At 60.4% G+C, this 25806-nt stretch carries 23 protein-coding genes and 2 tRNA genes; 17 read left to right on the top strand and 8 right to left on the bottom strand.

All coding sequences use genetic code 11. The features are described from left to right. Positions 1–33: 33 nt before the first annotated feature. Positions 34–1041, bottom strand: a complete 1008-nt coding sequence (locus AB4N73_RS01060; protein WP_024011896.1) for a DUF481 domain-containing protein — start codon at positions 1039–1041, stop codon at positions 34–36. Positions 1042–1206: 165 nt separating this feature from the next. Here AB4N73_RS01060 and AB4N73_RS01055 point away from each other — a divergent pair, with 165 nt between their 5' ends. The 4 genes from AB4N73_RS01055 (at position 1207) to AB4N73_RS01040 (ending at position 5979) form a co-directional block, all read left to right on the top strand. Beyond that, a complete protein-coding gene (locus AB4N73_RS01055) occupies positions 1207–1560 on the top strand; it encodes an MGMT family protein (protein ID WP_083352143.1) in 354 nt (117 codons plus the stop codon). A 43-nt stretch (positions 1561–1603) separates the two neighbouring features. Continuing rightward, positions 1604–3163, top strand: coding sequence for an AmpG family muropeptide MFS transporter (locus tag AB4N73_RS01050; RefSeq protein ID WP_041478070.1), 1560 nt, complete (start codon positions 1604–1606; stop codon positions 3161–3163). A 129-nt stretch (positions 3164–3292) separates the two neighbouring features. Then, positions 3293–5008 (top strand): proline--tRNA ligase, encoded by a 1716-nt coding sequence (locus tag AB4N73_RS01045; protein WP_041478071.1) that lies wholly within the window; start codon positions 3293–3295, stop codon positions 5006–5008. A gap of 17 nt (positions 5009–5025) precedes the next feature. Next, positions 5026–5979 carry a hypothetical protein gene (locus AB4N73_RS01040; protein ID WP_056783330.1) on the top strand — a complete coding sequence of 318 codons (954 nt, stop codon included), beginning with the start codon at positions 5026–5028 and terminating at the stop codon, positions 5977–5979. A gap of 124 nt (positions 5980–6103) precedes the next feature. Here the strand turns inward: AB4N73_RS01040 and dinB are convergent, their stop codons facing one another. Continuing rightward, positions 6104–7165, bottom strand: coding sequence for a DNA polymerase IV (gene dinB, locus AB4N73_RS01035; RefSeq protein WP_252877596.1), 1062 nt, complete (start codon positions 7163–7165; stop codon positions 6104–6106). Positions 7166–7444: 279 nt separating this feature from the next. On the opposite strand from dinB, the gene AB4N73_RS01030 reads away from it, so the two are divergent. From AB4N73_RS01030 to AB4N73_RS01010, 5 genes are all read left to right on the top strand, one after another. Beyond that, a tRNA-Met gene (locus AB4N73_RS01030) sits at positions 7445–7521 on the top strand. 217 nt (positions 7522–7738) lie between these two features. Beyond that, a tRNA-Met gene (locus AB4N73_RS01025) sits at positions 7739–7815 on the top strand. Between the two features lie 279 nt (positions 7816–8094). Then, positions 8095–10734 carry a bifunctional lysylphosphatidylglycerol flippase/synthetase MprF gene (mprF, locus tag AB4N73_RS01020; RefSeq protein WP_460142826.1) on the top strand — a complete coding sequence of 880 codons (2640 nt, stop codon included), beginning with the start codon at positions 8095–8097 and terminating at the stop codon, positions 10732–10734. Then, positions 10734–12029: a virulence factor family protein gene (locus tag AB4N73_RS01015; protein WP_460142825.1), complete on the top strand. Its 1296-nt coding sequence runs from the start codon at positions 10734–10736 to the stop codon at positions 12027–12029. Before mprF ends, AB4N73_RS01015 begins: the two co-directional genes overlap by 1 nt. Positions 12030–12584: 555 nt before the next feature. After that, positions 12585–12914 carry a DUF3077 domain-containing protein gene (locus AB4N73_RS01010; RefSeq protein ID WP_056783324.1) on the top strand — a complete coding sequence of 110 codons (330 nt, stop codon included), beginning with the start codon at positions 12585–12587 and terminating at the stop codon, positions 12912–12914. 198 nt (positions 12915–13112) lie between these two features. Here the strand turns inward: AB4N73_RS01010 and AB4N73_RS01005 are convergent, their stop codons facing one another. Beyond that, positions 13113–14954 (bottom strand): potassium transporter Kup, encoded by a 1842-nt coding sequence (locus AB4N73_RS01005; RefSeq protein WP_460143615.1) that lies wholly within the window; start codon positions 14952–14954, stop codon positions 13113–13115. Positions 14955–15303: 349 nt separating this feature from the next. Between AB4N73_RS01005 and rimO the strand changes: the two genes are divergently transcribed. From rimO to tsaA, 6 genes are all read left to right on the top strand, one after another. Further along, positions 15304–16641: a 30S ribosomal protein S12 methylthiotransferase RimO gene (gene rimO, locus AB4N73_RS01000; protein ID WP_460142824.1), complete on the top strand. Its 1338-nt coding sequence runs from the start codon at positions 15304–15306 to the stop codon at positions 16639–16641. 436 nt (positions 16642–17077) lie between these two features. After that, complete coding sequence (locus AB4N73_RS00995; RefSeq protein ID WP_460142823.1) at positions 17078–17551, top strand: GNAT family N-acetyltransferase; 474 nt, start codon at positions 17078–17080, stop codon at positions 17549–17551. A 191-nt stretch (positions 17552–17742) separates the two neighbouring features. Then, positions 17743–18453, top strand: coding sequence for an rRNA pseudouridine synthase (locus AB4N73_RS00990; RefSeq protein WP_056783317.1), 711 nt, complete (start codon positions 17743–17745; stop codon positions 18451–18453). Positions 18454–18523: 70 nt separating this feature from the next. After that, the gene (locus AB4N73_RS00985; RefSeq protein WP_056783315.1) at positions 18524–18994 is read left to right on the top strand and encodes a YehS family protein; all 471 of its coding nucleotides are present in this window, start codon (positions 18524–18526) and stop codon (positions 18992–18994) included. 129 nt (positions 18995–19123) lie between these two features. Beyond that, entirely contained in the window at positions 19124–19894 is a 771-nt protein-coding gene (locus tag AB4N73_RS00980) for an SDR family oxidoreductase (protein WP_460142822.1), read from the top strand. Between the two features lie 166 nt (positions 19895–20060). Next, positions 20061–20759 carry a tRNA (N6-threonylcarbamoyladenosine(37)-N6)-methyltransferase TrmO gene (gene tsaA / locus AB4N73_RS00975; protein WP_252877591.1) on the top strand — a complete coding sequence of 233 codons (699 nt, stop codon included), beginning with the start codon at positions 20061–20063 and terminating at the stop codon, positions 20757–20759. A gap of 173 nt (positions 20760–20932) precedes the next feature. Here the strand turns inward: tsaA and fpr are convergent, their stop codons facing one another. Further along, complete coding sequence (fpr, locus tag AB4N73_RS00970) at positions 20933–21712, bottom strand: ferredoxin-NADP reductase (protein WP_007908723.1); 780 nt, start codon at positions 21710–21712, stop codon at positions 20933–20935. Positions 21713–21844: 132 nt separating this feature from the next. Between fpr and AB4N73_RS00965 the strand changes: the two genes are divergently transcribed. Then, a complete protein-coding gene (locus AB4N73_RS00965) occupies positions 21845–22771 on the top strand; it encodes a LysR family transcriptional regulator (RefSeq protein ID WP_024011881.1) in 927 nt (308 codons plus the stop codon). Here the strand turns inward: AB4N73_RS00965 and AB4N73_RS00960 are convergent. From AB4N73_RS00960 to AB4N73_RS00950, 3 genes are all read right to left on the bottom strand, one after another. Continuing rightward, positions 22768–23130: a diacylglycerol kinase gene (locus AB4N73_RS00960; protein ID WP_064393118.1), complete on the bottom strand. Its 363-nt coding sequence runs from the start codon at positions 23128–23130 to the stop codon at positions 22768–22770. The genes AB4N73_RS00965 and AB4N73_RS00960 overlap by 4 nt on opposite strands. A gap of 74 nt (positions 23131–23204) precedes the next feature. Beyond that, positions 23205–23855: a response regulator transcription factor ErdR gene (gene erdR / locus AB4N73_RS00955; protein WP_016771412.1), complete on the bottom strand. Its 651-nt coding sequence runs from the start codon at positions 23853–23855 to the stop codon at positions 23205–23207. Between the two features lie 223 nt (positions 23856–24078). Beyond that, positions 24079–24825 (bottom strand): tRNA-uridine aminocarboxypropyltransferase, encoded by a 747-nt coding sequence (locus tag AB4N73_RS00950; protein ID WP_041478083.1) that lies wholly within the window; start codon positions 24823–24825, stop codon positions 24079–24081. A gap of 189 nt (positions 24826–25014) precedes the next feature. On the opposite strand from AB4N73_RS00950, the gene AB4N73_RS00945 reads away from it, so the two are divergent. Then, positions 25015–25440: a PA3611 family quorum-sensing-regulated virulence factor gene (locus AB4N73_RS00945; RefSeq protein WP_007908738.1), complete on the top strand. Its 426-nt coding sequence runs from the start codon at positions 25015–25017 to the stop codon at positions 25438–25440. On the opposite strand, the gene AB4N73_RS00940 is transcribed toward AB4N73_RS00945, so the two are convergent. Next, the gene (locus AB4N73_RS00940) at positions 25441–25638 is read right to left on the bottom strand and encodes a hypothetical protein (protein ID WP_016770569.1); all 198 of its coding nucleotides are present in this window, start codon (positions 25636–25638) and stop codon (positions 25441–25443) included. It abuts the gene before it with no gap. Positions 25639–25806 lie beyond the last annotated feature (168 nt).

Here is a 25806-nt window from a genome sequence, read left to right as displayed (position 1 = left end):
ACCCTTGAGGCCGCGATTTTTTTGTTTCTGCCCTTACCAGGCGACGCCAAATCCTGCGGTATAACGGGTCTTGTTCAGATCCGCATCGTTGGTGCCACTGATGATGTCGCGCTCGGCCTTGAGGTTGAGCGAGGCCCAGTCGGTGACCTTGTAGCGCAGGCCCAGCTCGGCATCCAGTGCGTAATCGGCAACACCCGACAGCGGCTTGCCGACTTCGCCATTGGTGAAGAACTCGACCTTCTTGCCGATCAGGTAGCGGTTGTAGTCCCACTTCATCGCGACGGAGTAGAAGTTGTCCTTGCTGCCATCGCGGTATTCATAGTCGGTGCGGTTGAGCAACGAGCCCAGCGAGAACGCACCCAGTTCATCGTCCCAGAACTGGTAACCCGGACCGGTACCGACCACACGCTGACGCGCCAGCTCTTCGATGTGATCACGCTTGTAGTTGATGCGCCCTTGCCAGAACCACTGATCGGTAAGGAAGCGGTCGAGGGAGTATTCGGCGCGCCAGTTGTTGGTGGTGGTTTCCGCATCCTGGACTTCGCGGTTGTACTCGCCCTCGCCGGTATGGCGCCAGCGACCATGGCGAGCCGAAGTCTTGAAGGCGACGTCGTAATCGTCGGTGTCCTTTTCGGCGCGCTGATAGTCCAGCGCCAGATCGACGTTACCCTTCCATACCAGGTCGGTGACGATCGGCTTGGGCTTGAGAATCTGCTGAATGCTCGCCAGCTCGACCGTCTTCGGCGCCTCGCCGTTGGCCAGGGTGACCTTGCCATCGTCGGCCGCGGTGAGCGACTTCGACACTTCGCCGGCATAGGCGTCCTGCTTCACCAACAGATGCTGATCGCTGTCGAGGGTCTTGACCTCTTTCCAGTCAATCGCCACTGCGCCGGCGTATTTGGTCTGGATCAGCAGCTTGCCGCCATCGAATACCGTGATAGTGCCACTCAGCTTGTCGCCGTTTTTCAACCAGACGGTGTCGGCAAGCAGGGGCGTGGACGCGCTGAAAACAGCAAGGCACAACAGGGTTCTGGGGAACATAAGCAGATCGGGGGCTCAGAGTTGGCGAAAAGGGTCGGCATTATCCGTAGGATTTTGCCCATGACAAGGACTGACCGGACTATTTCAATTGAGTTCATTTCTCAACCGCGCCACGAGCGATTACCCTTGTCGCCATCATCACGCCAATGCTCAGGAGCCGCGTACGTGAAAGACCCGCTCGACAGCGTCGAAAACGATGCGCAAATCCGACGCACGGCACTCTACTCGACGCTCGCGCAAGTGCCCGAAGGCAAAGTCGTCAGTTATGGCCAGTTGGCCGAACTTGCGGGGCTGGGCCGCGCCGCGCGCTGGGTCGGGCGGACTTTGAGCCAGTTGCCCGGCGACACCAGGCTGCCTTGGCACCGCGTGCTCGGCGCCGGCGGGCGCATCAGCCTGCCGGTCGGCAGCCCCTCCGGTGATGAACAACGTGCGCGATTGCGCATGGAAGGCATCACCATCCAGAACAATCGTGTGGATATTCGGCGCCATGGCTGGCGTCCGGTAGAGCACAGCGGTTAGAGTGCGCGCTTTGTTTTCGCAATTTTGAGGCAGACTTCAGCCCATGCCCCGTAAAACCTGGCGCGCCGCGCTCGCCGCCTATGCCAGTCCTTCGACGCTCGTGCTGTTGTTGCTCGGTTTTGCCGCCGGCCTGCCGTACATGCTGGTGTTCTCGACGCTCTCCGTATGGCTGCGTGAAGCAGGCGTGGCCCGTGAAACCATCGGCTATGCCAGCCTGATCGGCCTGGCGTACGCGTTCAAATGGGTCTGGTCGCCGCTGCTCGACCAATGGCGCCTGCCCTTGCTGGGCAAGCTCGGCCGCCGCCGTTCCTGGCTGGTGCTCTCCCAGGCACTGGTGATTCTCGGGCTGATCGGCATGGGTTTCTGTGATCCGCAGAAGCATTTGTCCTGGCTGATCGCCATTGCTGTCGTGGTTGCCTTCGCCTCCGCCACGCAAGATATCGCGGTCGACGCCTATCGGCTGGAAATCGCCGATGACAGCCGCCAGGCCGCCCTCGCCGCCAGCTACATGTCCGGTTACCGCGTCGCCGCCCTGCTGGCCACCGCCGGCGCGCTGTTCTTCGCCGAAGGTTTCGGCTCCACCGGTTTCAACTATAAGCACGCAGCTTGGACCGGCACCTATGTGCTGTTCGGCGCATTGATGGTGCCCGCGCTGCTGACCACGCTGTTCATGCGTGAACCACCCGTACCGCTGCGCACGCAGTTGCAGGCCGGGCGCTACACGTTCATGCATCAATTGATGTCGGTGTTCGTGCTGATCGTTCTGCTGGTTTCCGTACCGGCGATGTTCACCCAGCTATACAACACCGATTTCGCCGGCGTGCTGTTCGGCGACATGAGCCCACTCGATTTGCTGCTCGAAGACCGCGCCTTCCTGCGTGCCATCCTCTATACGTTGCTGACGGGGATGTGTCTGTCGGCCATGGGCCGGCGCGGACTGGCGCCGGTACTGACGCCGATCAATGACTTCATCCTGCGTTATCGCTGGCAGGCGCTGCTGCTGCTGGGCCTGATCGCCACTTACCGGATGTCCGACACGGTAATGGGCGTCATGGCCAACGTGTTTTATATTGACCAGGGTTTCACCAAGGATCAGATCGCCAGTGTCAGCAAGATTTTCGGCCTGATCATGACCCTCGTCGGCGCCGGCATGGGTGGCCTGTTGATCGTGCGTTTCGGCATTCTGCCGATTCTGTTTATCGGTGGTGTGTCTTCGGCAGCGACCAACCTGCTGTTCGTCATGCTCGCGGACATGGGCCCGAACCTGCAGATGCTGGTGGTGACCATTTCCCTCGACAACTTCAGCTCGGGCCTGGCGACATCGGCGTTCGTTGCCTACCTGTCGAGCCTGACCAACCTGAAGTTTTCCGCTACGCAATATGCCCTGCTCAGCTCGATCATGTTGCTGCTGCCGCGCCTGATGGGCGGCTATTCCGGCGTGCTGGTCGAGAAGTTCGGCTATCACAGCTTCTTCCTCATTACCGCCCTGCTCGGCGTACCGACGCTGCTACTGATCGCGCTCCACTGGTTTCAGGAGCGCCGCCGCGAAGGACAAACACCGACGCCCGAGCCTGCACCGACGCCCGTCACCGAAGAATCGTAGGACGCTTCGCCAATGGCGGGAGGAATCCCGCCGCTGGCGCCTTCCGCCGGCCACACTTCTGTACGTCAGCAAAACTCGCCGGTACACTGCTCCGTCATTTCCAGTCATAGCAACCGACAACGGCCAACCATGCGCACCAGTCAATTTTTGCTCGCCACACAGAAAGAAACGCCTTCCGACGCGGTCGTGATCAGCCACCAGCTGATGCTGCGCGCCGGCATGATCCGCAAGCTTGCCTCGGGCCTGTACACCTGGCTGCCGATGGGCCTGCGGGTCATGCGCAAGGTCGAAGCCATCGTTCGCGAAGAGATGAACGCTGCCGGTTCTCTGGAAGTGTTGATGCCGAGCACCCAACCGGCCGAGCTGTGGCAGGAATCGGGGCGCTGGGAAGAATACGGCCCTGAGCTGCTGCGCATCAAAGACCGCCATGGTCGTGATTTCTGCGCGGGCCCGACTCACGAAGAAGTGATCACCGATCTGATGCGCAACGAGTTGAGCAGCTACAAACAGCTGCCAATCAACCTGTATCAGATCCAGACCAAATTCCGCGACGAAATCCGCCCACGCTTCGGTTTGATGCGCGGCCGCGAATTCATCATGAAGGACGCCTACTCCTTCCACGCTGATCAGGCGTCGCTGCAGGTCACCTACGACCGCATGCATGAAGCCTACTGCAACATCTTCACGCGCCTGGGCCTGAAATTCCGCCCGGTAGAAGCCGACAACGGTTCGATCGGTGGTGCCGGTTCCCACGAATTCCACGTGCTGGCCGAGTCCGGCGAAGACGATATCGTCTTCAGCAACGGCTCCGACTACGCGGCGAACATCGAAAAAGCCGAAGCGGTGCCACGGGAAACCTCGCGCCCTGCGCCAACCGAAGAGCTGCGTCTGGTCGACACACCGGACACGAAAACCATCGCCGCCCTGGTGGAAAAATTCAATCTGCCGATTGAAAAGACCATCAAGACCCTGATCGTCCATGCCGAAGAAGAAGGCAAGCTGATCGCGCTGGTGATTCGTGGCGACCACGAACTGAACGAAATCAAGGCTGCCAACCAGCCTGGCGTGGCCAGCCCGCTGGTGATGGCCTCCGATGCCGAACTGCGTGACGCGATTGGCGCCGGCGCCGGCTCGCTCGGCCCGCTGAACCTGCCGCTGCCGATCATCATCGACCGCTCGGTGGCGATGATGAGCGACTTCGGCATTGGCGCGAACATCGACGACAAGCACTATTTCGGCGTTAACTGGGAGCGTGATCTACCGGTTCCGACCGTTGCCGACCTGCGCAACGTCGTCGCCGGCGACCCAAGCCCGGACGGCAAAGGCACGCTGGAAATCAAGCGCGGCATCGAAGTCGGACACATCTTCCAGCTGGGCAACAAGTACAGCAAGGCGATGAAGTGCGAAGTGCTGGGCGAAAACGGCAAGCCGGTGACTCTGGAAATGGGTTGCTACGGCATTGGCGTTTCCCGCGTGGTCGCCGCTGCCATCGAGCAGAACAACGACGCCAACGGCATTATCTGGAGCGACACCCTGGCGCCATTCCAGATCGCGCTGGTACCGCTGCGCTATGAAACCGAACAGGTGCGCGAAGCCACCGACAAGCTCTATGCCGAACTGACGGCGGCCGGCTTCGAAGTGCTGCTGGACGATCGCGACAAGAAAACCAGCCCGGGCATCAAGTTCGCGGACATGGAGCTGATCGGCATTCCACACCGGATCGTGGTCAGCGACCGCGGCCTCGCCGAAGGCAACCTGGAATACAAGAGTCGTTCCGAAGCAGAGGCGCAAGCGCTGCCGGTGGCCGATGTTGTGTCCTTCCTTCAGGCCCGTATCCGCCGCTGAAACCAGATAGAGACGTCATGTTCAAGCGAAACACCTTAGGCCTCGGTGGCGCCGCCCTGTGCGGCGCCCTGCTGGTCAGCGGCTGCGCCAATCACATGTCGCAACGCAGCGAGCACGAAGAGCGGGTCGAGCGAAAGTTGCTCGATCACAGCCTGCAGATCGATGTCGGCGAGCCCAAGGTGCTCGAGCTGCCGCAGCGACGCGTGAAGATCAACGAGCAGAAGACTTTCGAAGTCACCGAGTTCGAGGTCACTCGTCGTTACGACCGCTACACGCCTTACCAACCCTGGCGCGAAGTCTACGAGATTCCGCTGGGCGCGGTGGCCGTGGTCGGTGGTGTCGGTGCCAACGTGGTCAACGTGTTTGCCCTCGGTAACCTGCCGGATAGCGTCACCCGGGATTGGCTGAGCTACGGTTTCGCCGGGCTCAACCCGTTCATGAACGTGCAGTCCAATGGTCGTGCGCAGCAGAACCTCGCGGGCATCGACGAAGTCCAGCGCGACAAGCGCACGGAGTATTCGAGCCTGCCGTGGAGCGAACGACCGGTGCAGGTCAAGGCCGGCAAGCAGACATTCGACATGACCACTGATCGCAACGGTGTGCTGCGCTTGAATCTGCTCGATAGCCCTTTCGCCGAACATGACCTCAACCATGTCGGCCGCTTGCAGATCAGTGTCGAAGACGCCAAGGACGATGTGCATTCCGACTCGACCCTGATGCTCAGCGGCCACCTGCGCGGCAAGTTGATTGAGGCGCACGGGCTGATTTATGACGATCTGGAAGATGACGAGGTGAGCCAGTGGGTACACCGGGTCAAACGCCTGTCGGAGCTGGGCCTGGAAGAAGAAGCCAGCGAACTGGAACAGAGCCTGATCGAACTGACGCGCAACGATCCGGAGTTGCAGGCTGAGTTTCTCAAGTCTTTGGCCAAGGATGCCGGGCGTTTAGTGGCTGATCCGGGACCGAATTAAAGCTTAGAAGCTTCGTCGGAACGCCGCCCGGAGCAGGCTCGCTCCCACAAGGGATTTGTGAACGACGCAGATCCAATGTGGGAGCGAGCCTGCTCGCGAAGAGGCCCTGCCAGGCACCGCGAATCTACCGCTCAAACAACTCCATCTGCTCAAACCCGCCGCGCAAATCCTCCAGCCTCACTCCCACCCCCAACAGCCGCACCGGCTTGCCGCCGCGATTGAACGCCTGCGTCAGCATCAACTGATAACTGCCAAGGTCGCGCCCTGCCCCAGCCTGCTCCAGCGTGGTCTGGGTGAAATCATGAAATTTGACTTTGACGAACGGCTTGCCCGGTCGATAACTGCTGTCGATCCGCGCCATGCGGGTTTTCAGGGTATCGAGCAGCTCGGGCAATTTGTCCAGGCAGCTGCGCAAGTCCGGCAGATCAACGTCGTAGGTGTTTTCCACGCTGATCGACTGACGGCGGCTGTCGTTGTGCACCAGCCGGTCATCGATTCCACGGGCGAGATTCCACAAGCGCTCGCCGAAACTGCCGAATTCGCGCACCAGCGCCAGCCTGCCCCACTCGCGCAGGTGCTGGCAGTCAACGATGCCAAGCTTGCCGAGCTTGTCGGCGGTGACCTTGCCGACGCCGTGCAGCTTGCTCACCGGCAGACCACTGACGAACTCCTCGACCTGATCCGGGGTGATCACGAACAAACCGTTGGGTTTTTTCCAGTCGCTGGCGATCTTCGCCAGAAATTTGTTTGGCGCAACGCCAGCCGAGACGGTGATGTGCAATTGGTTGGAGACCCGGCGGCGAATGTCTTGGGCGATGCGCGTGGCGCTGCCGCCGAAATGCGCGCTGTCGGACACATCCAGATAGGCCTCGTCGAGCGACAGCGGCTCGATCAGGTCGGTGTAGTCGGCGAAGATCGTATGAATTTCCTTCGACGCTTCCCGATAAGCGTCCATGCGCGGCTTGACGATGGTCAGGTCCGGACACAGCTTTAATGCATGCCCGGAAGCCATGGCCGAGCGCACACCATAGGCGCGCGCTTCATAGTTGCAGGTGGCGATCACCCCGCGCCGATCCGCCGAACCACCCACCGCCAGTGGCTTGCCGGCCAGACGCGGGTCATCGCGCATCTCGATGGCGGCATAGAAACAGTCACAGTCGACGTGGATGATTTTTCGCTGGGTCATGTCGGAAAAAGACAACGTGGCAAGCCGGAGCGGCAGTATCTCATTGGTACCTGTATATAGCACCAGTGGTTGAATGTTCTTTTCCGACCGTAGGAGATTTCCGATGAATTTATTTTTTCAATCAAAGATCCGCGCGCAATAGAGCTGAAAGCCTTGCGCCACTTGCCCTGCGCGCCGGCCTCCCGCCGCGAAAATACGCTAAGCGCTTGAACCTCAACAGATTTATCCGGATCTACGGTTGACACGCTCGCGAACCTCTGTAGAATGCCGCCACACAGACGCGGGATGGAGCAGTCTGGTAGCTCGTCGGGCTCATAACCCGAAGGTCGTCGGTTCAAATCCGGCTCCCGCAACCAAACATCAGAAAAGGCTACTCGAAAGAGTGGCCTTTTTTGTGCGCGTCTGTTTTGCAAACGGGCGCCCTGCTCAATCTCCAGCGAAACGGCAATTTGTTGAATTTCCGAAACTTACGCATTACCTGCGACCGTTCGCCGCGATTTCGCAGTTATTTGGCCCATTCCAGGATTAGCGGTTGACACCTCGCCGTTCGCCTGTAGAATGCCGCCACACAGACGCGGGATGGAGCAGTCTGGTAGCTCGTCGGGCTCATAACCCGAAGGTCGTCGGTTCAAATCCGGCTCCCGCAACCAAACATCAAAAAAGGCTACTCGAAAGAGTGGCCTTTTTTGTATCTGTCGAAAAAGTCCTTTCGCAACAATGATCTGTCACTGTGCAGTGAACCGCTGGGGATCATCAGAACCACTGACTTGCGACTATGCTTGAGTCGCGGACAAGGTATCTGCAATCCAGGAACTGCCCTCGCCGATGCCCGACGAGAGGCGTAGTATTTTGTGATTATTTTTTTCTACAGGGATTGGTAACTTGGCTGGATACCTCCATCCTGTCGCGCACAATCCAAGAGGTGATTGATGCGCGCCAACTCGTCTGATCCACAAGACACCGTTACAGCAGAACAACCGATCAAACCCGAGCGTTTGCGCTGGCTGGATCGATTAAGCAAATACCGTCAGCCGATCGGTCTGGCCGTCACGTTGCTGCTGTTTGCCATTGCCCTGATTGCCTGCCGCCATCTGCTCGCCGAGCTCGATCTCGACGCGCTGCATGACTCGATTCTCGACGTGCCGAAACCGGCCCTGCTCGGCGCCATCGGTGCGACCGTGGTCGGTTTCATCATTCTGCTCGGCTATGAATGGTCGGCCAGCCGCTACGCTGGCGTGAAACTGCCGCCGCGCACGCTCGCGCTCGGCGGTTTCACCGCATTTGCGATTGGCAATGCGATCGGCCTGTCGCTGCTGTCCGGTGGCTCGGTTCGTTATCGTTTATATGCGCGACTGGGCGTCGGTGCGTCGGAAGTTGCGCACATGACGCTATTTGCCAGCCTCTCGCTGGGCTGCGCCTTGCCGCCACTGGCAGCGCTGGCCACCCTGAGCAACCTGCCCGCCGCCTCGCAAGCGCTGGGGCTGTCCGAAATCTTGCTGGGCTCGGTCGCCGCTGCCGTATTGATCCTTGGTACGGTGCTGGCGATCGGCATCTATCGTCGTCGCCTGCCGGAGCAACCCTACCCCGACAATCTGCTGGTCCGTGCCGGGCGGCGCACCCTGCGCCTGCCGGGTCGACGCCTGACCTTTCTGCAACTGGTGATCACCGCCCTCGATGTCGCGGCTGCCGCCACCGTTCTCTACTTGTTGCTGCCGGAAGCGCCGCCGTTTGCGCCGTTCCTGCTGGTGTATCTGCTGGCGCTGGCCGCCGGCGTGCTCAGTCATGTGCCGGGCGGCGTCGGTGTGTTCGAAGCGATTCTGCTTGCTGCATTTGCCGACAAGCTTGGCGCCGCGCCGCTGGCTGCTGCACTGCTGCTGTATCGCCTGATCTACGTGGTGCTGCCGCTGCTGGTCGCCTGCGTATTACTGCTGATCAACGAAGGCCAGCGCCTGTTTCAATCCCAGACCATGCGCGCGGCGTCCGGTCTGGCCGCGCCGGTTCTGGCGGTGTTGGTGTTCCTGTCTGGCGTGGTGCTGCTGTTTTCCGGCGCGACCCCGGAAATCGATACCCGCCTGGAGCACATCGGTTTTCTGATCCCGCATCGTCTGGTCGACGCCTCGCACTTCGGCGCCAGCCTGATCGGCGTCCTCTGTCTGTTGCTCGCACAAGGTCTGCGCCGGCGCCTGTCGGCGGCGTGGATGCTGACCACCATTCTGCTGCTGGTTGGCGCCCTGCTCTCGCTGCTCAAAGGCTTCGACTGGGAAGAAGCCACGCTGATGACGTTGACGGCCGCGCTGCTCGGCGTGTTCCGCCGCTCCTTCTACCGTCCGAGCCGTTTGACCGAACTGCCGTTTTCGCCGCTGTATCTGGTCGCCAGCCTGTGCGTACTGGGCGCTTCGGCCTGGTTGCTGCTGTTTGCCTATCAGGACGTACCCTACAGCCATCAGCTGTGGTGGCAGTTCACCCTCGACGCTGACGCGCCGCGCGGTCTGCGCTCGCTGCTCGGTGCGGCGGTGTTGCTGGTGATCATCTCGCTGACCTGGCTGCTGCGCACGGCGCGCCCGGTGATTCATTTGCCGACGCCGGACGAACTGGATCGCGCGGCGAAAATCCTCATGGCCTCGTCGCAACCCGACGGCGGCCTCGCGCTGACCGGTGACAAGGCGTTGCTGTTTCACCCCAACGATGAGGCGTTCCTGATGTACGCCCGCCGTGGCCGCAGTCTGGTGGCGCTGTACGACCCGATCGGGCCGAGCCAGCAACGCGCGGAAATGATCTGGCAGTTCCGCGATCTCTGCGACATCCATCACACCCGCCCCGTGTTCTATCAGGTGCGCGCGGAGAATCTGCCGTACTACATGGACATCGGCCTGACAGCGATCAAGCTCGGCGAAGAAGCCGGGGTCGATCTGCAACGCTTCGACCTGGAAGCCAAGGGCAAGGAGATGAAGGATCTGCGCTACACCTGGAACCGTGGCACTCGCGATGGTCTGTCGCTGGAAATCCATGAGCCGGGCCAGGCGCCGATGGACGAGCTGAAAGTGATTTCCGATGCCTGGCTGACCGGCAAGAACGTGCGCGAGAAAGGCTTCTCCCTCGGCCGTTTCAGCGACGATTACCTAAAGCATTTCCGCATTGCGGTGATTCGCTTCGAAGGCCGCCCGGTAGCATTCGCCAATCTGCTCGAGACCTACAGCCACGACCTGGCCAGTCTCGACCTGATGCGCGCGCACCCGGAAGCGCCGAAGCTGACCATGGAATTCATGATGGTCGGCCTGATTCAACACTATAAGAGTCACGGATACGCGCGCTTCAGCCTGGGCATGGTGCCGTTGTCGGGGCTGCAACCCCGGCGCGGCGCACCGCTGACCCAGCGCCTGGGTTCGATGGTTTTCCGCCGTGGTGAGCAGCTGTACAACTTCCAAGGCTTGCGCCGCTTCAAAGACAAGTTCCAGCCCGACTGGGAACCCCGTTATATGGCCGTGCCCGCCGGACTCGATCCGCTCGTGGCGCTGGCCGATACTGCTGCCCTGATCGCGGGCGGCTTGACTGGATTGGTGAAACGCTGATGATTCAACGCTCCCTGAAGTACATCCTGGCCGCCCTGCTGGTGCTGGCCGTGATTGCCGGCGGCGGTTACTGGTACCTCAAACGCCCGGCACCGGAACCGACCGTCGAACAGCTCAAACCCGCCGATGGCACGGTCATGACCCGCGTGATCCCCGGCAACAAGCCGAAGGCTCAGGTGCTGGTGGCCGTCACCGACGAACAGAAGCTTTCCGAGAAACAACTGACCACCCTCAGCCGCAGCGCTTCGGCGCAGATCGTTCAGGTGATTCTGCCCAAGGACTGCCTGCTGCAAAGCCGCGCCCTGCAATCGGGCCTGCGCGAACTGAATGGCCCGGCCACTCTGGTCAGCGGCATCGGCCCAGGCGCTGTGCTGGCGTGGCGCTGGCTGGCGGAACAGAAAGACGACAAGGCCCAGGCCGTCTCCGTCGATCTGGCCCTGGAAAAACCCGGCTGCACCCACCTGTTGCCAAAATCCGCCGCCCACGGCCACTGGCTGGTGGCGTGGAACGACAACCCGGACGACGCCAGCGCAGGCTTTGTGCGCGATCAGCCGAACGCCGAAACCAGCATCAGTGACTACGACATCAACCTGCCGCAAGTGCTGAACAACGAACTGCGCAAAATCCTCGTCGGCGGCGACAAGGCCAACGGCGGCCTGGCGATCCCGGTCGTGGAAGTGCCGGCCGGTCAGGCCAACGACACCGTGACCCTGTTCCTCTCCGGCGACGGCGGCTGGCGCGACCTCGACCGCGACGTGGCCGGGGAAATGGCCAAGATCGGTTTCCCGGTGGTCGGCATCGATACCTTGCGCTACTACTGGCAGCACAAGAGCCCGGAGCAAAGCGCACTCGACCTCACCGAACTGATGCAGCACTACCGGCAGAAATGGGGCACCAAGCGCTTCATCCTCACCGGCTACTCGTTCGGCGCTGACGTACTCCCGGCGATCTACAACCGCCTGCCAGAGAACGAACAGCAGCGCGTCGACGCGATCATCCTGCTCGCCTTCGCCCGCACCGGCAGCTTCGAAATCGAAGTCGAAGGCTGGCTGGGCAACGCCGGCAAAGAAGCCGCCACCGGCCCGGAAATGGCCAAGCTGCCAGCGGCCAAGGTTGTGTGCATCTATGGCGAAGAAGAGACGGATGAAAGTGGCTGCACCGACAAGACTGCTGTCGGCGAAGCGGTGAAACTGCCCGGCGGGCACCACTTCGACGAGAACTACCCGGCGCTGGCCAAGCGTTTGGTGGACTTGATTCAGAAGCGCCAGAGCAAGGACTCGGTCGCCGAAGAGTGATCTGAAGCGCATCCACAAAAAGCCCCCGCAACTTCACGGTTGCGGGGGCTTTTTACATCCCAACAGCCACCAAAATCCCTGTGGGAGCGAGCCTGCTCGCGAAAGCGGTGGGTCAGTTTACAGATTCGGCGACTGACACTACGCCTTCGCGAGCAGGCTCGCTCCCACAGAGAAAAAAGTGCCAGGTGTTTACTTTCGTTTACTTCCAGTCTCGCAATATCAGATGACGCCCACAGACCTTGTAGGCAAACTCCGAAACTCTTGCTGGGGCGCTGTGCCGCTCTATTGCGCTGTTTTTTGACGGGATACTCTCCGGACGTCGCTGACCCATTCAGCGATCGGGTGTGGTAACCCGGTTAAGCAAAGTGCAACAGTGCCTCCATCACGACGTCAGGCGTTCTTTTTACGCCTGTAATTTACTGTCATGGCAGCTGTACGTGGGAGACCTTCGGGTCTGCCGGTTTCTTTGCTCTTCCGGTTTACCACCCTGCGTACAGCTGCCACCCATTCGTGTGGTAACGAATGCGGCAGCTCCTCGTTTTAGGGAGCAAAACAATGAGCAAAGAAATTCCGTCAACGCCTTCAGACCTTACAACCATCGGCTTCACCCCTTTCCTCTACAACTCGGATCAAGCGTTCTTCAACGTCCGCTCCGGCGTCCCGATCATCGATGCCTTGTCCCAATCCTCCGACCTGCTATCCCTCGCCAAATCCTTCGCCGAGGACGCTGCCTTCATCAAAGACACCGACCGCCATGCCTGGGCTGCGCATTACCTGACCGTGATGGGCAAAGCCTTGGTTGATGACGTGATCCAAGCGCTGATCCCACGACCTGCGCGGACGAAGACTGAATCTGAAGCTGATCTGTCTGAACGCACCTCTTGATTCAACCCAATACCCTGTGGGAGCGAGCCTGCTCGCGAATGCGGTGGTTCAGCCACCACATGCTTCGACTGACACTACGCCTTCGCGAGCAGGCTCGCTCCCACAGGGAATCAGCGGTGGTTTGAGGGATTGGGCACAGGCACAAAAAAGCCCCCGCCAGCCACAAGGCTGACGGGGGCTTTTCAGTTGAGGCCAGGCTTACATCTCCACCTGCGTCCCCAACTCAATCACCCGGTTCAACGGCAAATTAAAGAACCTCAAGTTCCCATTGGCATTCTTCAACATGAACGCAAACAGCGCCTCACGCCAACGCGCCATGCCTTCCAGCTTCGAAGCAATCACCGTCTCGCGGCTGAGGAAGTAGGTGGTACGCATCGGACTGAAGTCCAGATCATCCAGATGACACAGCTTCAGCGCTTGCGGCACGTCCGGCTCGTCGGTGAAGCCGAAGTGCAGGATCACCCGGAAGAAACCCTCTCCGTGCGCTTCGACCTCGAAGCGCCGCGATGGCGGCACACGGGGGATGTCTTCGTAGACCACCGTCAGCAACACCACTTGCTCATGCAACACCTGGTTATGCAGCAGGTTGTGCAAAAGCGCATGCGGCACGGCGTCGGAGCGGGCGGTGAGGAACACCGCTGTGCCCTGCACACGATGCGGCGGTTGCACGCGGATGCTGCTGATGAAGATCGGCAGCGGCAGCGCGCCTTCGTCGAGGCGTTCGACCAGCAGCTGTTTGCCGCGCTTCCAGGTGGTCATCAGCACGAACAGGGCGATACCGGCGATCACCGGGAAAGCGCCGCCCTGAACGATCTTCGGCACGTTGGCGGCGAAATACAGGCCATCCACCAACAGGAAGCCAAGCAGCACCGGGACCGCAAGGATCGGTGGCCATTTCCACAGCAGCAGCATGACCGCCGACACCAGAATGGTGGTCATCAGCATCGTGCCGGTCACTGCCACGCCGTAGGCCGAGGCCAGTGCACCGGAGGATTCGAAGCCCAGCACCAACAGGACCACACCGACCATCAGCGCCCAGTTCACCGCACCGATGTAGATCTGGCCTTGTTCGTCGCTGGAGGTGTGCTGGATGTACATGCGCGGGATGTAACCGAGCTGGATCGCCTGACGGGTCAGGGAGAACGCACCGGAAATCACGGCTTGCGAAGCGATCACCGTGGCCAGGGTCGACAGGCCGACCAGCGGAATCAGCGCCCAGCTCGGCGCCAGCAGATAAAACGGGTTACGCGCGGCGTCCGGGTTTTCCAGCAGCAGTGCGCCCTGGCCGAAGTAATTCAGCACCAGCGCCGGCAGCACCAGCAGAAACCAGGCGCGGGCGATCGGCTTGCGGCCGAAGTGGCCCATGTCAGCGTACAGCGCTTCCGCGCCGGTCAGCGCCAGCACTACCGCGCCGAGGATCGCTACGCCCATGCCCGGGTGCACGACGAAAAAATTCACCGCCCACATCGGGTTCAGCGCGTGCAGCACTTGCTGCGTATGGCTGATGCCGTACACACCGAGGGCGCCGAGGACGAGGAACCAGGTGACCATGATCGGCCCAAACAGAATGCCGATCCGCGCGGTGCCGTGGCGCTGAATCAGAAACAAGGCGACCAGCACCACCAGCGACAGCGGCACAACCCAGTGATCGATGCCTTCAAACGCCAGGCCGAGACCTTCAATCGCCGACAGCACCGAGATCGCCGGGGTGATCATGCTGTCGCCATAGAACAGCGCCGCGCCAATCAGCCCGCACACCACCAACAGCGTGCGCAGGCGCTTGCGCCCCGCCGCTGCCCGCCGCGCCAGCGCCGTCAGGGCCATGATGCCGCCCTCGCCCTGGTTGTCGGCGCGCAGGACGAACATCATGTATTTGATCGAGACCACCCAGATCAGCGACCAGAAGATCAACGACAGAATGCCCAGCACGCCGTCGTGATTGACCGGCACGCCGTAACCGCCGGAAAACACTTCCTTGAGCGTGTACAACGGGCTCGTGCCGATGTCGCCATAAACCACCCCGACCGCCGCGACCAGCATGCTCAGCGGTCTGCTTGCCGAACCCTCGGCGCCCGCCGCATGACTACTTGCCTGACCCATCCAACACTCCTGATCTCGATACCGGCTTCTTTGAAGGAAGCACTATGCTTTGAGTTGCAGCATGCGCTGTTTTACCTGTTGTTACAGACCAATGATTGACTGCACGAAATCGGTAAAGCTCAACGGCGCGAAGCATAGCGCAGCACTCGTCGTATTTCCCCGTATAAAGCTGGTCAAGTGCGTTGCCCGCCGCTAGAATTGCGCACTTTTTGATCAGAGGCGCGCCCCAAGCGCCCATCCGTCGGCTTGCGCATCAAGCAAGCGACGTCACAAAACACCGAGGTTAGACATGTCCACCACTCCTGCGCCGGCCAATCCAAAGGTTGGCTTTGTATCTCTGGGTTGCCCGAAAGCACTGGTCGACTCCGAGCGCATCCTGACCCAGCTGCGCATGGAAGGCTATGACGTGGTTTCCACCTATCAGGACGCCGACGTCGTGGTGGTCAACACCTGCGGCTTCATCGATTCGGCCAAGGCCGAGTCGCTGGAAGTGATCGGTGAAGCGATCAAGGAAAACGGCAAGGTCATCGTCACCGGTTGCATGGGCGTGGAAGAAGGCAATATCCGCGACGTACACCCGAGCGTGCTGGCCGTGACCGGCCCGCAGCAGTACGAGCAAGTGGTCAACGCCGTGCACGAAGTGGTGCCGCCGCGTCAGGATCACAACCCGCTGATCGACCTGGTGCCGCCGCAAGGCATCAAGCTGACCCCGCGCCACTACGCGTATTTGAAGATTTCCGAAGGCTGCAACCACAGCTGCTCGTTCTGCATCATCCCGTCGATGCGCGGCAAACTGGTCAGTCGTCCGGTTGGCGATGTGCTCGACGAGGCGCAGCGCCTGGTCAAATCCGGCGTCAAAGAGCTGCTGGTGATCTCGCAAGACACCAGCGCCTACGGCGTCGACGTGAAATACCGCACCGGCTTCTGGAACGGCGCGCCAGTGAAAACCCGCATGACCGAGCTTTGCGAAGCGTTGAGCACCCTGGGCGTCTGGGTCCGCTTGCACTACGTTTATCCGTACCCGCACGTCGACGAGCTGATTCCACTGATGGCCGCCGGCAAGATCCTGCCGTACCTGGATATCCCGTTCCAGCACGCCAGCCCGAAAGTCCTGAAGTCGATGAAACGCCCGGCGTTCGAAGACAAGACCCTGGCGCGCATCAAGAACTGGCGCGAAATCTGCCCGGACCTGATCATCCGTTCGACCTTCATCGTCGGCTTCCCGGGCGAGACCGAAGAGGATTTCCAGTACTTGCTCAACTGGCTGACCGAAGCCCAGCTCGACCGCGTCGGCTGCTTCCAGTACTCGCCGGTCGATGGCGCTCCGGCCAACGATCTGGATCTGGAAGTGGTACCGGACGACGTCAAGCAGGATCGTTGGGAGCGCTTCATGGCGCACCAGCAGGCGATCAGCTCGGCACGCCTGCAAACGCGCATTGGTCGTGAGATTGAAGTGCTGGTGGACGAGGTTGACGAACAAGGCGCGGTTGGCCGTTGCTTCTTCGACGCCCCGGAAATCGATGGCAACGTGTTTATTGATAACGGCAGCAATTTGAAGCCGGGTGACAAGGTCTGGTGCAAGGTGACTGACGCTGACGAATATGATCTGTGGGCTGAGCAGATCTGATCTGAAGATCAAAAGCCCCTCACCCCAGCCCTCTCCCAGAGGGAGAGGGGGCTGACCGTGTTGTTCTTTCTAGGTACATCGACCTGAGCTATCCGGTCGAACTCAGGTTTGAAAAGCACGAAGTTCAGCTCCCTTCCCCCTCGCCCTCTCTGGGGGAGAAGGGACTGATCGAGGTGCTCTTCAGAATGACGGCGACTTGAAATATCGAGTCGAACTCAGGCTTTGAACAGCACGAAGATCAGCTCCCTTCCCCCATCGCCCCCTCTGGGGGAGAGGGTTGGGGTGAGGGGGAGAGATCTTGCTGGCGACAAAAATAGCCAGCCAGACACCGCAACAAATCCAAAAAGCCCCGCTCTTTTCCGAGATACGGGGCTTTTTTGCGGCTATCGTTTAGCGGGGGACGGACTCCCTTGAACCGCACAAGAGGCACACGCACATGCGTCAGCATTCGGTCATCCACACACCGAAAATCAGCGATTACGAAGAACTTACCCGGGTCTGGGAGGCCTCGGTCCGTGCAACTCATCGGTTCCTGCCGGACAGCTACATCGAGCTGCTGCGCAATCTGGTGCTCACCCGCTATCTCGACGCGGTAATGCTGATCTGCACCAAGGACCGCCAGCAGCGCATCACCGGGTTTGCCGGTGTGGCGGCGGGCAAGATTGAAATGCTGTTCATCGATCCTGATCATCGTGGTCAAGGCTTGGGCAAGCAGTTGCTGCGCTATGCGATCGAACGGCTCAACGCCGATGAACTCGACGTCAACGAACAAAATCCGCAAGCCTTGGGTTTTTACGAGAAACAGGGCTTCGAGGTGATCGGCCGCTCCGAGGTCGATGGCATGGGCCAGCCGTATCCGCTGCTGCATATGCGCTTGCGGCAGTCCCAGCAGCGCTCAAGCAACGGCTGACACACCATGGAACCCCTGTGGGAGCGAGCCTGCTCGCGAATGCGGTGTACCAGTCACTGCACACATAGACTGGCAGGACGCCTTCGCGAGCAGGCTCGCTCCCACATTGAATACAGCGCCTGCAAATGGAACCGGGCTTAACCGCTTCCACACAGGTACAATGCCCACCCCTTTTTTGTTACGGCCCCGTCATGACTGACCCGATCCGCCTCTCCAAACGCCTCATCGAACTGGTCGGTTGCTCCCGCCGGGAGGCCGAGCTGTTCATCGAGGGCGGCTGGGTCACCGTGGACGGCGAAGTCATCGATGAGCCGCAATTCAAGGTCGGCGAGCAAAAGGTCGAGCTCGACAAGGACGCCAAGGCCACCGCGCCGGAGCCGGTGACCATCCTGCTTAACGCGCCCGCCGGCATGGATGTCGACAGCGCCATGCAATCGCTCAGCGCCGAAACCCTCAGCGAAGAGCATCGCTACGGCAAGCGTCCGTTGCGCGGGCATTTCCTGCGCCTGACCGCCAGCGCCGACCTGCAGCCCAAGGCCAGCGGCCTGCTGGTGTTCACCCAGGACTGGAAAATCCTGCGCAAACTCACCGCCGACGCGGCGAAGATCGAGCAGGAATACATCGTCGAAGTCGAAGGTGAGATGGCTGCCCACGGCCTCAACCGCCTGCAACATGGCCTGACGCACAAGGGCAAGGAGCTGCCGCCGGTCAAGGCCAGCTGGCAGAACGAAAACCGCCTGCGCTTCGCCATGAAAAACCCGCAGCCGGGAATCATCGCGCAGTTCTGCGAAGCGGTCGGCCTGAAGGTCATCGGCATCCGCCGCATCCGCATCGGCGGCGTGTCGATCGGCAAGGTCCCGGTTGGCCAATGGCGCTACCTGTCCGGCAAAGAGAAGTTCTAGAACTTCCACTGCCGCCACACATTCCGGCAGTGCTTACGAGCGCTGCCCACAACGCATCAGGAATACCGACATGGTTCATAACGACGTACTGCGCAGCGTGCGCTACATGCTCGACATCAGCGACAAGAAAGTTGTCGAGATCATCAAACTGGGCGGCATGGACGTCACGCTCGCCGATGTCATCACCTGGCTCGACAAGAAAGAAGAAGACGAAGAAGGCTTCGTACGCTGCCCGGACGAAGTCATCGCGCACTTCCTCGACGGCCTGGTGATCTTCAAACGCGGCAAGGACGAAAGCCGTCCGCCGCAGCCGATCGAAGTGCCGGTGACCAACAACATCATCCTGAAAAAACTGCGTGTGGCCTTCGAACTGAAAGAAGACGACATGCACGCGATCCTCAAGGCCGCCGAGTTTCCGGTATCCAAGCCTGAACTGAGCGCGCTGTTCCGCAAGGTCGGCCACACCAACTATCGGCCGTGTGGCGATCAGTTGCTGCGTAACTTCCTCAAGGGTCTGACCCTGCGCGTTCGCCCGGCCTGATGCCCTTCTGCGGTGGCGACTGATGGTCGCCACCGCAGCGCATGACCGTTCATTCCCTTCGAAAATAGTGGCTCCGTTTTTTGCGGCTGGCGACTAGGGTGTATTGACCCCTAGCCCTCAGGATTCGCCATGCACCCGTACTTTTCCCTGCAAGGCCGCACCGCTCTGGTGACCGGCGGCACCCGTGGTATCGGCAAAATGATCGCCAAGGCCTTTGTCGAGGCTGGCGCCCGAGTGTTCGTCTGCTCCCGCGACGCCGAAGCCTGTCATCAAACGGCGCAAGAACTCAGTGCCTTCGGCACTTGCCACGGCGTGGCGGCGAATCTGGCCACTGAAGAAGGCGTGCGGGAACTGGCCGCGCGCCTGGGCGAGCAGATCACTCATCTGGACATTCTGGTGAACAATGCCGGCACCACCTGGGGCGCGCCGCTGGAGAGTTATCCGGTCAAGGGCTGGGAAAAGGTCATGCAGCTCAACGTGACGTCGGTGTTCAGTTGCATCCAGCAGTTTCTGCCGTTGCTGCGCAAGGCTGGTTCGGCGGCGAATCCGGCGCGGATCATCAATATCGGTTCGGTGGCGGGGATTTCTTCGTTTGGCGAGCAGGCATATGCCTATGGGCCGAGCAAGGCCGCTCTGCATCAGTTGTCGCGCATTCTGGCGCGAGAACTGGTGAGCCAGCACATCAACGTCAACGTGATTGCGCCGGGTCGCTTTCCGAGCAAGATGACCCACCATATTGGTAATGATGAACAGGCATTGGCTGAGGATACTGCGCTGATTCCGATGAAGCGCTGGGGGCGTGAGGAAGAGATGGCGGCGCTGGCGATCAGCCTGGCGAGTACGGCGGGGGCTTATATGACCGGGAACATCATTCCTCTTGATGGTGGGTTCAGTCTGTAGGTCGGCGGTGCGGCATTCGCGAGCAGGCTCGCTCCCACAGGGATTTCGTACACAACGCAACTCCATTGTGGGAGCGAGCCTGCTCGCGAAGAGGCCAGCCCTGTCACCACCAGACTTGAAGCGGGCCGGGTTATCATGCCCGCCCTACCCGCTTCGATCCCAGACCATGACTTACAGCGTCTCCCCCATCGGCTTCGTGCGCTCCTGCTTCAAGGAGAAGTTCGCCATCCCCCGCCAGCCACAACTGGCCCCGGCCGCCCGTGGCGTGCTGGAACTGGTCGCGCCGTTCGACCAGGGTGACGCCGTGCAGGGGCTGGAGCAGGTCAGCCATGTGTGGCTGTTGTTTCTGTTCCACCAAGCCCTGGAAGACAAACCGCGACTGAAAGTGCGCCCGCCACGCCTGGGCGGCAACAAGTCGATGGGCGTGTTCGCCACCCGCGCCACGCACCGGCCGAACGGCATTGGCCAGTCGGTGGTGAAGCTGGACAGGGTCGAAGGTAATCGGCTGTTTATCTCCGGGATCGATCTGCTCGACGGCACGCCGGTGCTGGATATCAAACCGTATGTGCCGTATGCCGACATCATCCCTGGGGCAACCAATGACATCGCCAGCGCGGCGCCGCAGTTGATCGACGTCCAGTGGGTGGAGTCAGCCTTGAAACAAGCGCACACCCACGCTCAGCGGCTTGAAGAGCCATTGGTTGAGTTGATCGAGCAGTGCCTGGCGCAGGATCCGCGTCCGGCGTATCAGACACCGGCGCCGGAACGTGAATATGGTGCGCAGTTCTGGGATCTGGACGTGCGCTGGCATTACCCGACGCCCGAACAGATCCGCGTGCTGGAAGTCATCCCGGCCAAGGCATAAAACCCGCAAACGAAAAAGCCCGCGCTGCCTTCTCAGGCAACGCGGGCTTTTACTGTCACACCCAAAAACCAACTGTGGGAGCGAGCCTGCTCGCGAAGGCGTCGTGTCAGTCAACATCAATCTTAATGACAGACTGCTTTCGCGAGCGGGCTCGCTCCCACAGGTATCGCAGGTTATTTTTCGACGAACGCACGCTCGATCAGGTAATCACCCGGCTCGCGCATCCGCGCCGAGATTTTCAGGCCGAAGCTGTCGAGCACTTCGCTGGTCTCGTCGAGCATGCTTGGGCTGCCGCAGATCATTGCGCGGTCGTCCTGCGGGTTGATGGGTGGCAGGCCGATATCGCTGAACAGCTTGCCGCTGCGCATCAGGTCGGTCAGGCGGCCCTGATTCTCGAACGGCTCGCGGGTCACGGTCGGGTAGTAGATCAGCTTGTCACGCAGCGCCTCGCCGAAGAATTCGTTCTGTGGCAAATGCTCGGTGATAAATTCGCGGTAGGCGACTTCGTTGACGTAACGCACACCGTGAACCAGGATCACTTTCTCAAAGCGCTCGTAGGTTTCCGGGTCCTGAATAACACTCATGAACGGCGCCAGACCGGTGCCGGTGCTCAGCAGGTACAGGTGCTTGCCCGGGTTCAGGTCATCAAGAACCAGCGTGCCGGTAGGCTTCTTCGAGATGATGATCTCGTCGCCTTCCTTCAAGTGCTGCAATTGGGAGGTCAGCGGACCGTCCTGCACTTTGATGCTGAAGAACTCGAGATGCTCTTCCCAGTTCGGGCTGGCGATCGAGTAAGCGCGCATAAGCGGGCGGCCATTGGGCTGTTGCAGGCCGATCATCACGAACTGACCGTTCTCGAAGCGCAGGCCCGGATCGCGGGTGCACTTGAAGCTGAACAGAGTGTCGTTCCAGTGATGAACACTGAGGACACGCTCGTGGTTCATGTTGCTCATGTACGTTTGACTCCTGGAGATTGGTCTGCGCGGCTCAATGAGGCTTAACGTGCGCAATTGCATCGCATTCTAATAGCGACGACAATATCTGTTAACTGGATTATTAAGATAAGGGTTATCGGTTATATCGATATGCGATTTACTCTCCGTCAACTGCAAGTCTTCGTCGCCGTCGCCCAGCAGGAAAGCGTATCCCGTGCTGCGGGTCTGCTCAACCTCTCGCAATCGGCGGCCAGCACTTCGATCACCGAGCTCGAGCGCCAGTCCAGCTGCCAGCTGTTCGACCGCGCCGGCAAACGCCTGAGCCTCAACGCCCTCGGCAAACAGCTGTTGCCGCAAGCGGTGGCCCTGCTCGACCAGGCCAAGGAAATCGAAGACCTGCTCAACGGCAAATCCGGTTTCGGCTCTTTATCAGTGGGGGCGACGCTGACCATTGGCAACTATCTGGCCACCCTGCTGATCGGCAGCTTCATGCAGCGCCACCCGGAAAGTCAGGTGAAGCTGCACGTGCAGAACACGGCCAATATCGTGCAACAAGTCGCCCACTACGAAATTGATCTGGGTCTAATCGAGGGCGATTGCAGCCATCCGGACATCGAAGTGCAGAGTTGGGTCGAGGATGAGCTGGTGGTGTTTTGTGCGCCGCAACATCCGCTGGCCAAACGCGGCAGTGCGACAATGGAAGAGCTGACCCATGAGGCATGGATTCTGCGGGAACAGGGTTCCGGCACGCGGCTGACCTTCGACCAGGCCATGCGTCACCATCGCAGCGCGCTGAACATTCGTCTCGAGCTGGAACACACCGAAGCGATCAAGCGCGCAGTGGAATCAGGGCTGGGGATTGGCTGCATTTCGCGGCTGGCGCTGCGCGATGCCTTCCGGCGCGGCAGTCTGGTGCCGGTGGAGACGCCGGATCTGGACCTGGCCCGGCAGTTCTATTTCATCTGGCACAAACAGAAGTACCAAACTTCAGCGATGCGCGAGTTTCTCGAGCTGTGCCGAGCATTCACCGCCGGGGTGCAGCGCAGCGACGAGATCGTCTTGCCGACTATCGCTTAAAGCAGAATCACCGCCCACACCAGTCCGATCATGCTCAGCGCCACGAACTGCGCGGCGCTGCCCATGTCCTTGGCGTTTTTCGACAGCGGGTGCAATTCCAGCGAGATGCGGTCAATGGCCGCTTCCACCGCCGAATTCAGCAACTCGACAATCAGCGCCAGCAAACACACGGCAATCAACAGCGCCTGCTCGACCCGGCTGACATTGAGGAAAAATGTCAGCGGAATCAGCACCACGTTGAGCAGCACCAGTTGGCGGAATGCCGCTTCGCCAGTGAAGGCGGCGCGCAGGCCATCGAGCGAATAGCCGGACGCGTTGAGGATGCGTTTCAGGCCGGTCTGGCCCTTGAAAGGTGACATAAGAAAGAAACCAGCCAAAAAGGTGTGGGGAAGCTAGATCAACGAAAGTCAAAAAAGCGTGAAACCGCCAGCCATCACTGGCTCGGAATTGACTCAAGTTGTTGCAGCAGTAAAGCCGCTTGCGTGCGAGTGCGCACGTTCAATTTGCGAAAGATCGCCGTGACGTGGGCCTTGATGGTCGCTTCCGACACGCTCAGCTCATAAGCGATCTGCTTGTTCAGCAAACCTTCGCAGACCATGGTCAGGACCCGGAACTGTTGCGGCGTCAGGCTGGCGAGGCCATCACTGGCAGCTTTCGCCTCATCCGATACGCTGACTGCTTCAAACGCTTGCGGCGGCCAGAACACGTCGCCATCGAGCACCTTGCGCACCGCTTCCTGAATCACGCTCAGATCGCTGGATTTGGGAATGAAACCACTGGCGCCGAATTCGCGGGATTTGACCATCACCGAGGCTTCTTCCTGGGCCGAGACCATCACCACCGGAATCTGCGGATACTGCCCGCGCAGCAGCACCAGCCCGGAAAAACCGTAGGCGCCGGGCATGTTCAGATCCAGCAGGACCAGATCCCAGTCAGCCTTTTCGGTCAGGCGGGCTTCCAGTTCGGCGATGCTCGCTACTTCCACCAGTCGCACGTCCGGGCCAAGGCCCAGCGTGACCGCTTGGTGCAGGGCGCTGCGAAACAGGGGGTGATCATCGGCAATCAGGATGTCGTATGTGGCCATTTTTCAAATGATCCTGTTTTTGATGGCAGACGCGGTAGATTCCGGTCTGGCCAAAGCAACTCGAGACAACGCTTGGAAGCGATATCCACAGGGGCACGTTCGACGCCAATCAACAGCAAACACGGCGTCTCAAACCTTGGCCGCACCCTAATCGGCGCCAAGCATGCCCAGCGCAGCCGGGGTGGTCAAGCAAGATGGCCAGCGCTGTCGACAGTATGGGCCACTATCGGGCCAACGCCGGCTGCGGCTTTCGTATATAGGGCAGCAGCTCGGCGTGAGCGGGCGTTGATTCATTCATGTCCAGTTGCTGCTTGGCACCGAGGTAATGCTGGCTGAACACATCGAAATATGCATCCAGCGCCGAAGCGGCTTCGCTGTCACCGGCCAGTTCCAGGCACAACGCCGCGACTTCGGCGGTGCACAGGTGCTCGCTGCGGGTCGAACGGCGCAAGCGATAGCGCGAGAGTTTGTCGGGCAGCAGGCTGAGGATCGGCAAGCGGTCGAAATACGGACTCTTGCGAAAGATCTTGCGCGCCTCCGTCCAGGTCGCATCGAGCAGAATGAACAGCGGGCGCTTGCTGCTATCGACTGTCACCGTGTTGGTCACCCGCGACGGTTCGACATACTCGCCCGGAAACACCAGGTACGGCTGCCATTGCGGATCGTTGAGCAGTGCAAGCATCTGCGGGTCGGGCTCGGTGCGTGACCAGATGAACGCATGGTTGTCGCGCACCACATCGGCAATCAGCCAACCGGTGTTGCTTGGCTTGAACACTTCCTTGCCGGTCATGATCAGGCACACGCCGGAGCGGGTGTCGACGCTTGGCCGCCACGCGCACAGGCAATGACTTATGATCACTCGGCAATCGCGGCAACGCTCGGAGCGAAAGCCGCGCGCCTGAATCGGCTTGATGCCTTCGTCTTCGCGCTGATCGCGCAGGCGGGCCACGGCGTTGGGGGCATGGTTCATCGCAGGCAACACCGGCAGACAGGGAAACTCGACACGAACGACACTCGGCAGGGCAATAAAGGCCGGCAGTTTACCAGAGCGTCGGCCACAAGCCTGTACCGTCCAGACCGGCTCCCCTATAATTCGCCGCCACTGAACGCACCGCCCCGTGACGGGTCGAACCACCAGTCACCGAATCAGGAGAGTTTCATGCTGCGCCTTATCGTTCCCACCGCTGCCATTCTGCTGGCGTCGTCCTTTACCGCTCAGGCTGCGTCCCTGAGTGAGCAGAATCTGAACCGAGAGCTGCGCAACGTCGCCGCCCAAAGCAGCGTCGGCACGCCACGGGCGATCAATGAAGACATTCTTGATCAAGGCTACACCGTCGAAGGCACACAGCTGATCAATCATCTGAGCGTGCAAAAGAGCCACGCCGACAAGATGCGCGCCGATCCCAAGGCTGTGTATTTCCAGTTGGGCGCGTCGGTGTGCAACAACCCGTCGTACCGCAAGCTGATGGCCAAGGGCGCGATCATGCGTTACGACTTCACCGAAGTGAAAACCAACAAAGCGATCGGTTCGGCCAGCTATCAGGAATCCGATTGCCCGAAAGCCGCGCCAGCGAAGAAGAAGTAATCAGCGCGAAGCCTTGGCGCGCCGCTGCTCATCCTCGGCGCGCAATTCCGCCACTAGCGCCTGCAGATAGCGCGAGCGACGCTCGCCGCCGGCCAATCGTCGGCAGCACTCTTCTTCGAGACTCAATTGATGCGTCTCGGCCGACTCCTGCAACATTCGATACAGCTGAGTATCGATCTCCAGAACCACTCTGACCATGCATCCCGCCTCCTTGCCACCCACGAATCCTTGAATTGCCTTGCCTTGCGCAAACGCAAGGTTGTCTTGCGACGTCTGTATTTGAGTAAATCAGAGTGATGGCCCTTTGCGATACGTTCAGACGAGCGGCGAGGCTTTGGCGCAAATCAGTAAGCGGTTGCCAGACAA

This window comes from Pseudomonas sp. S3_B08, from assembly GCF_054667725.1.
This window is presented reverse-complemented; position numbering and strand designations above follow the sequence as displayed.

Coding starts and splice junctions, on each gene's coding strand:
- AB4N73_RS01060 (WP_024011896.1), bottom strand. CDS start 1,041: ATGTTCCCCAGAACCCTGTTGTGCCTTGCTGTTTTCAGCGCGTCCACG.
- AB4N73_RS00960 (WP_064393118.1), bottom strand. CDS start 23,130: ATGTCACCTTTCAAGGGCCAGACCGGCCTGAAACGCATCCTCAACGCG.
- AB4N73_RS01005 (WP_460143615.1), bottom strand. CDS start 14,954: ATGCTGGTCGCGGCGGTCGGGGTGGTTTATGGCGACATCGGCACGAGC.
- AB4N73_RS00990 (WP_056783317.1), top strand. CDS start 17,743: ATGACTGACCCGATCCGCCTCTCCAAACGCCTCATCGAACTGGTCGGT.
- AB4N73_RS00995 (WP_460142823.1), top strand. CDS start 17,078: ATGCGTCAGCATTCGGTCATCCACACACCGAAAATCAGCGATTACGAA.
- AB4N73_RS01010 (WP_056783324.1), top strand. CDS start 12,585: ATGAGCAAAGAAATTCCGTCAACGCCTTCAGACCTTACAACCATCGGC.
- AB4N73_RS01045 (WP_041478071.1), top strand. CDS start 3,293: ATGCGCACCAGTCAATTTTTGCTCGCCACACAGAAAGAAACGCCTTCC.
- tsaA (WP_252877591.1), top strand. CDS start 20,061: ATGACTTACAGCGTCTCCCCCATCGGCTTCGTGCGCTCCTGCTTCAAG.
- AB4N73_RS00950 (WP_041478083.1), bottom strand. CDS start 24,825: ATGAACCATGCCCCCAACGCCGTGGCCCGCCTGCGCGATCAGCGCGAA.
- AB4N73_RS01050 (WP_041478070.1), top strand. CDS start 1,604: ATGCCCCGTAAAACCTGGCGCGCCGCGCTCGCCGCCTATGCCAGTCCT.
- dinB (WP_252877596.1), bottom strand. CDS start 7,165: ATGACCCAGCGAAAAATCATCCACGTCGACTGTGACTGTTTCTATGCC.
- AB4N73_RS00965 (WP_024011881.1), top strand. CDS start 21,845: ATGCGATTTACTCTCCGTCAACTGCAAGTCTTCGTCGCCGTCGCCCAG.
- AB4N73_RS00980 (WP_460142822.1), top strand. CDS start 19,124: ATGCACCCGTACTTTTCCCTGCAAGGCCGCACCGCTCTGGTGACCGGC.
- AB4N73_RS01040 (WP_056783330.1), top strand. CDS start 5,026: ATGTTCAAGCGAAACACCTTAGGCCTCGGTGGCGCCGCCCTGTGCGGC.
- fpr (WP_007908723.1), bottom strand. CDS start 21,712: ATGAGCAACATGAACCACGAGCGTGTCCTCAGTGTTCATCACTGGAAC.
- erdR (WP_016771412.1), bottom strand. CDS start 23,855: ATGGCCACATACGACATCCTGATTGCCGATGATCACCCCCTGTTTCGC.
- mprF (WP_460142826.1), top strand. CDS start 8,095: ATGCGCGCCAACTCGTCTGATCCACAAGACACCGTTACAGCAGAACAA.
- AB4N73_RS00985 (WP_056783315.1), top strand. CDS start 18,524: ATGGTTCATAACGACGTACTGCGCAGCGTGCGCTACATGCTCGACATC.
- AB4N73_RS01015 (WP_460142825.1), top strand. CDS start 10,734: ATGATTCAACGCTCCCTGAAGTACATCCTGGCCGCCCTGCTGGTGCTG.
- AB4N73_RS00940 (WP_016770569.1), bottom strand. CDS start 25,638: ATGGTCAGAGTGGTTCTGGAGATCGATACTCAGCTGTATCGAATGTTG.
- AB4N73_RS00945 (WP_007908738.1), top strand. CDS start 25,015: ATGCTGCGCCTTATCGTTCCCACCGCTGCCATTCTGCTGGCGTCGTCC.
- rimO (WP_460142824.1), top strand. CDS start 15,304: ATGTCCACCACTCCTGCGCCGGCCAATCCAAAGGTTGGCTTTGTATCT.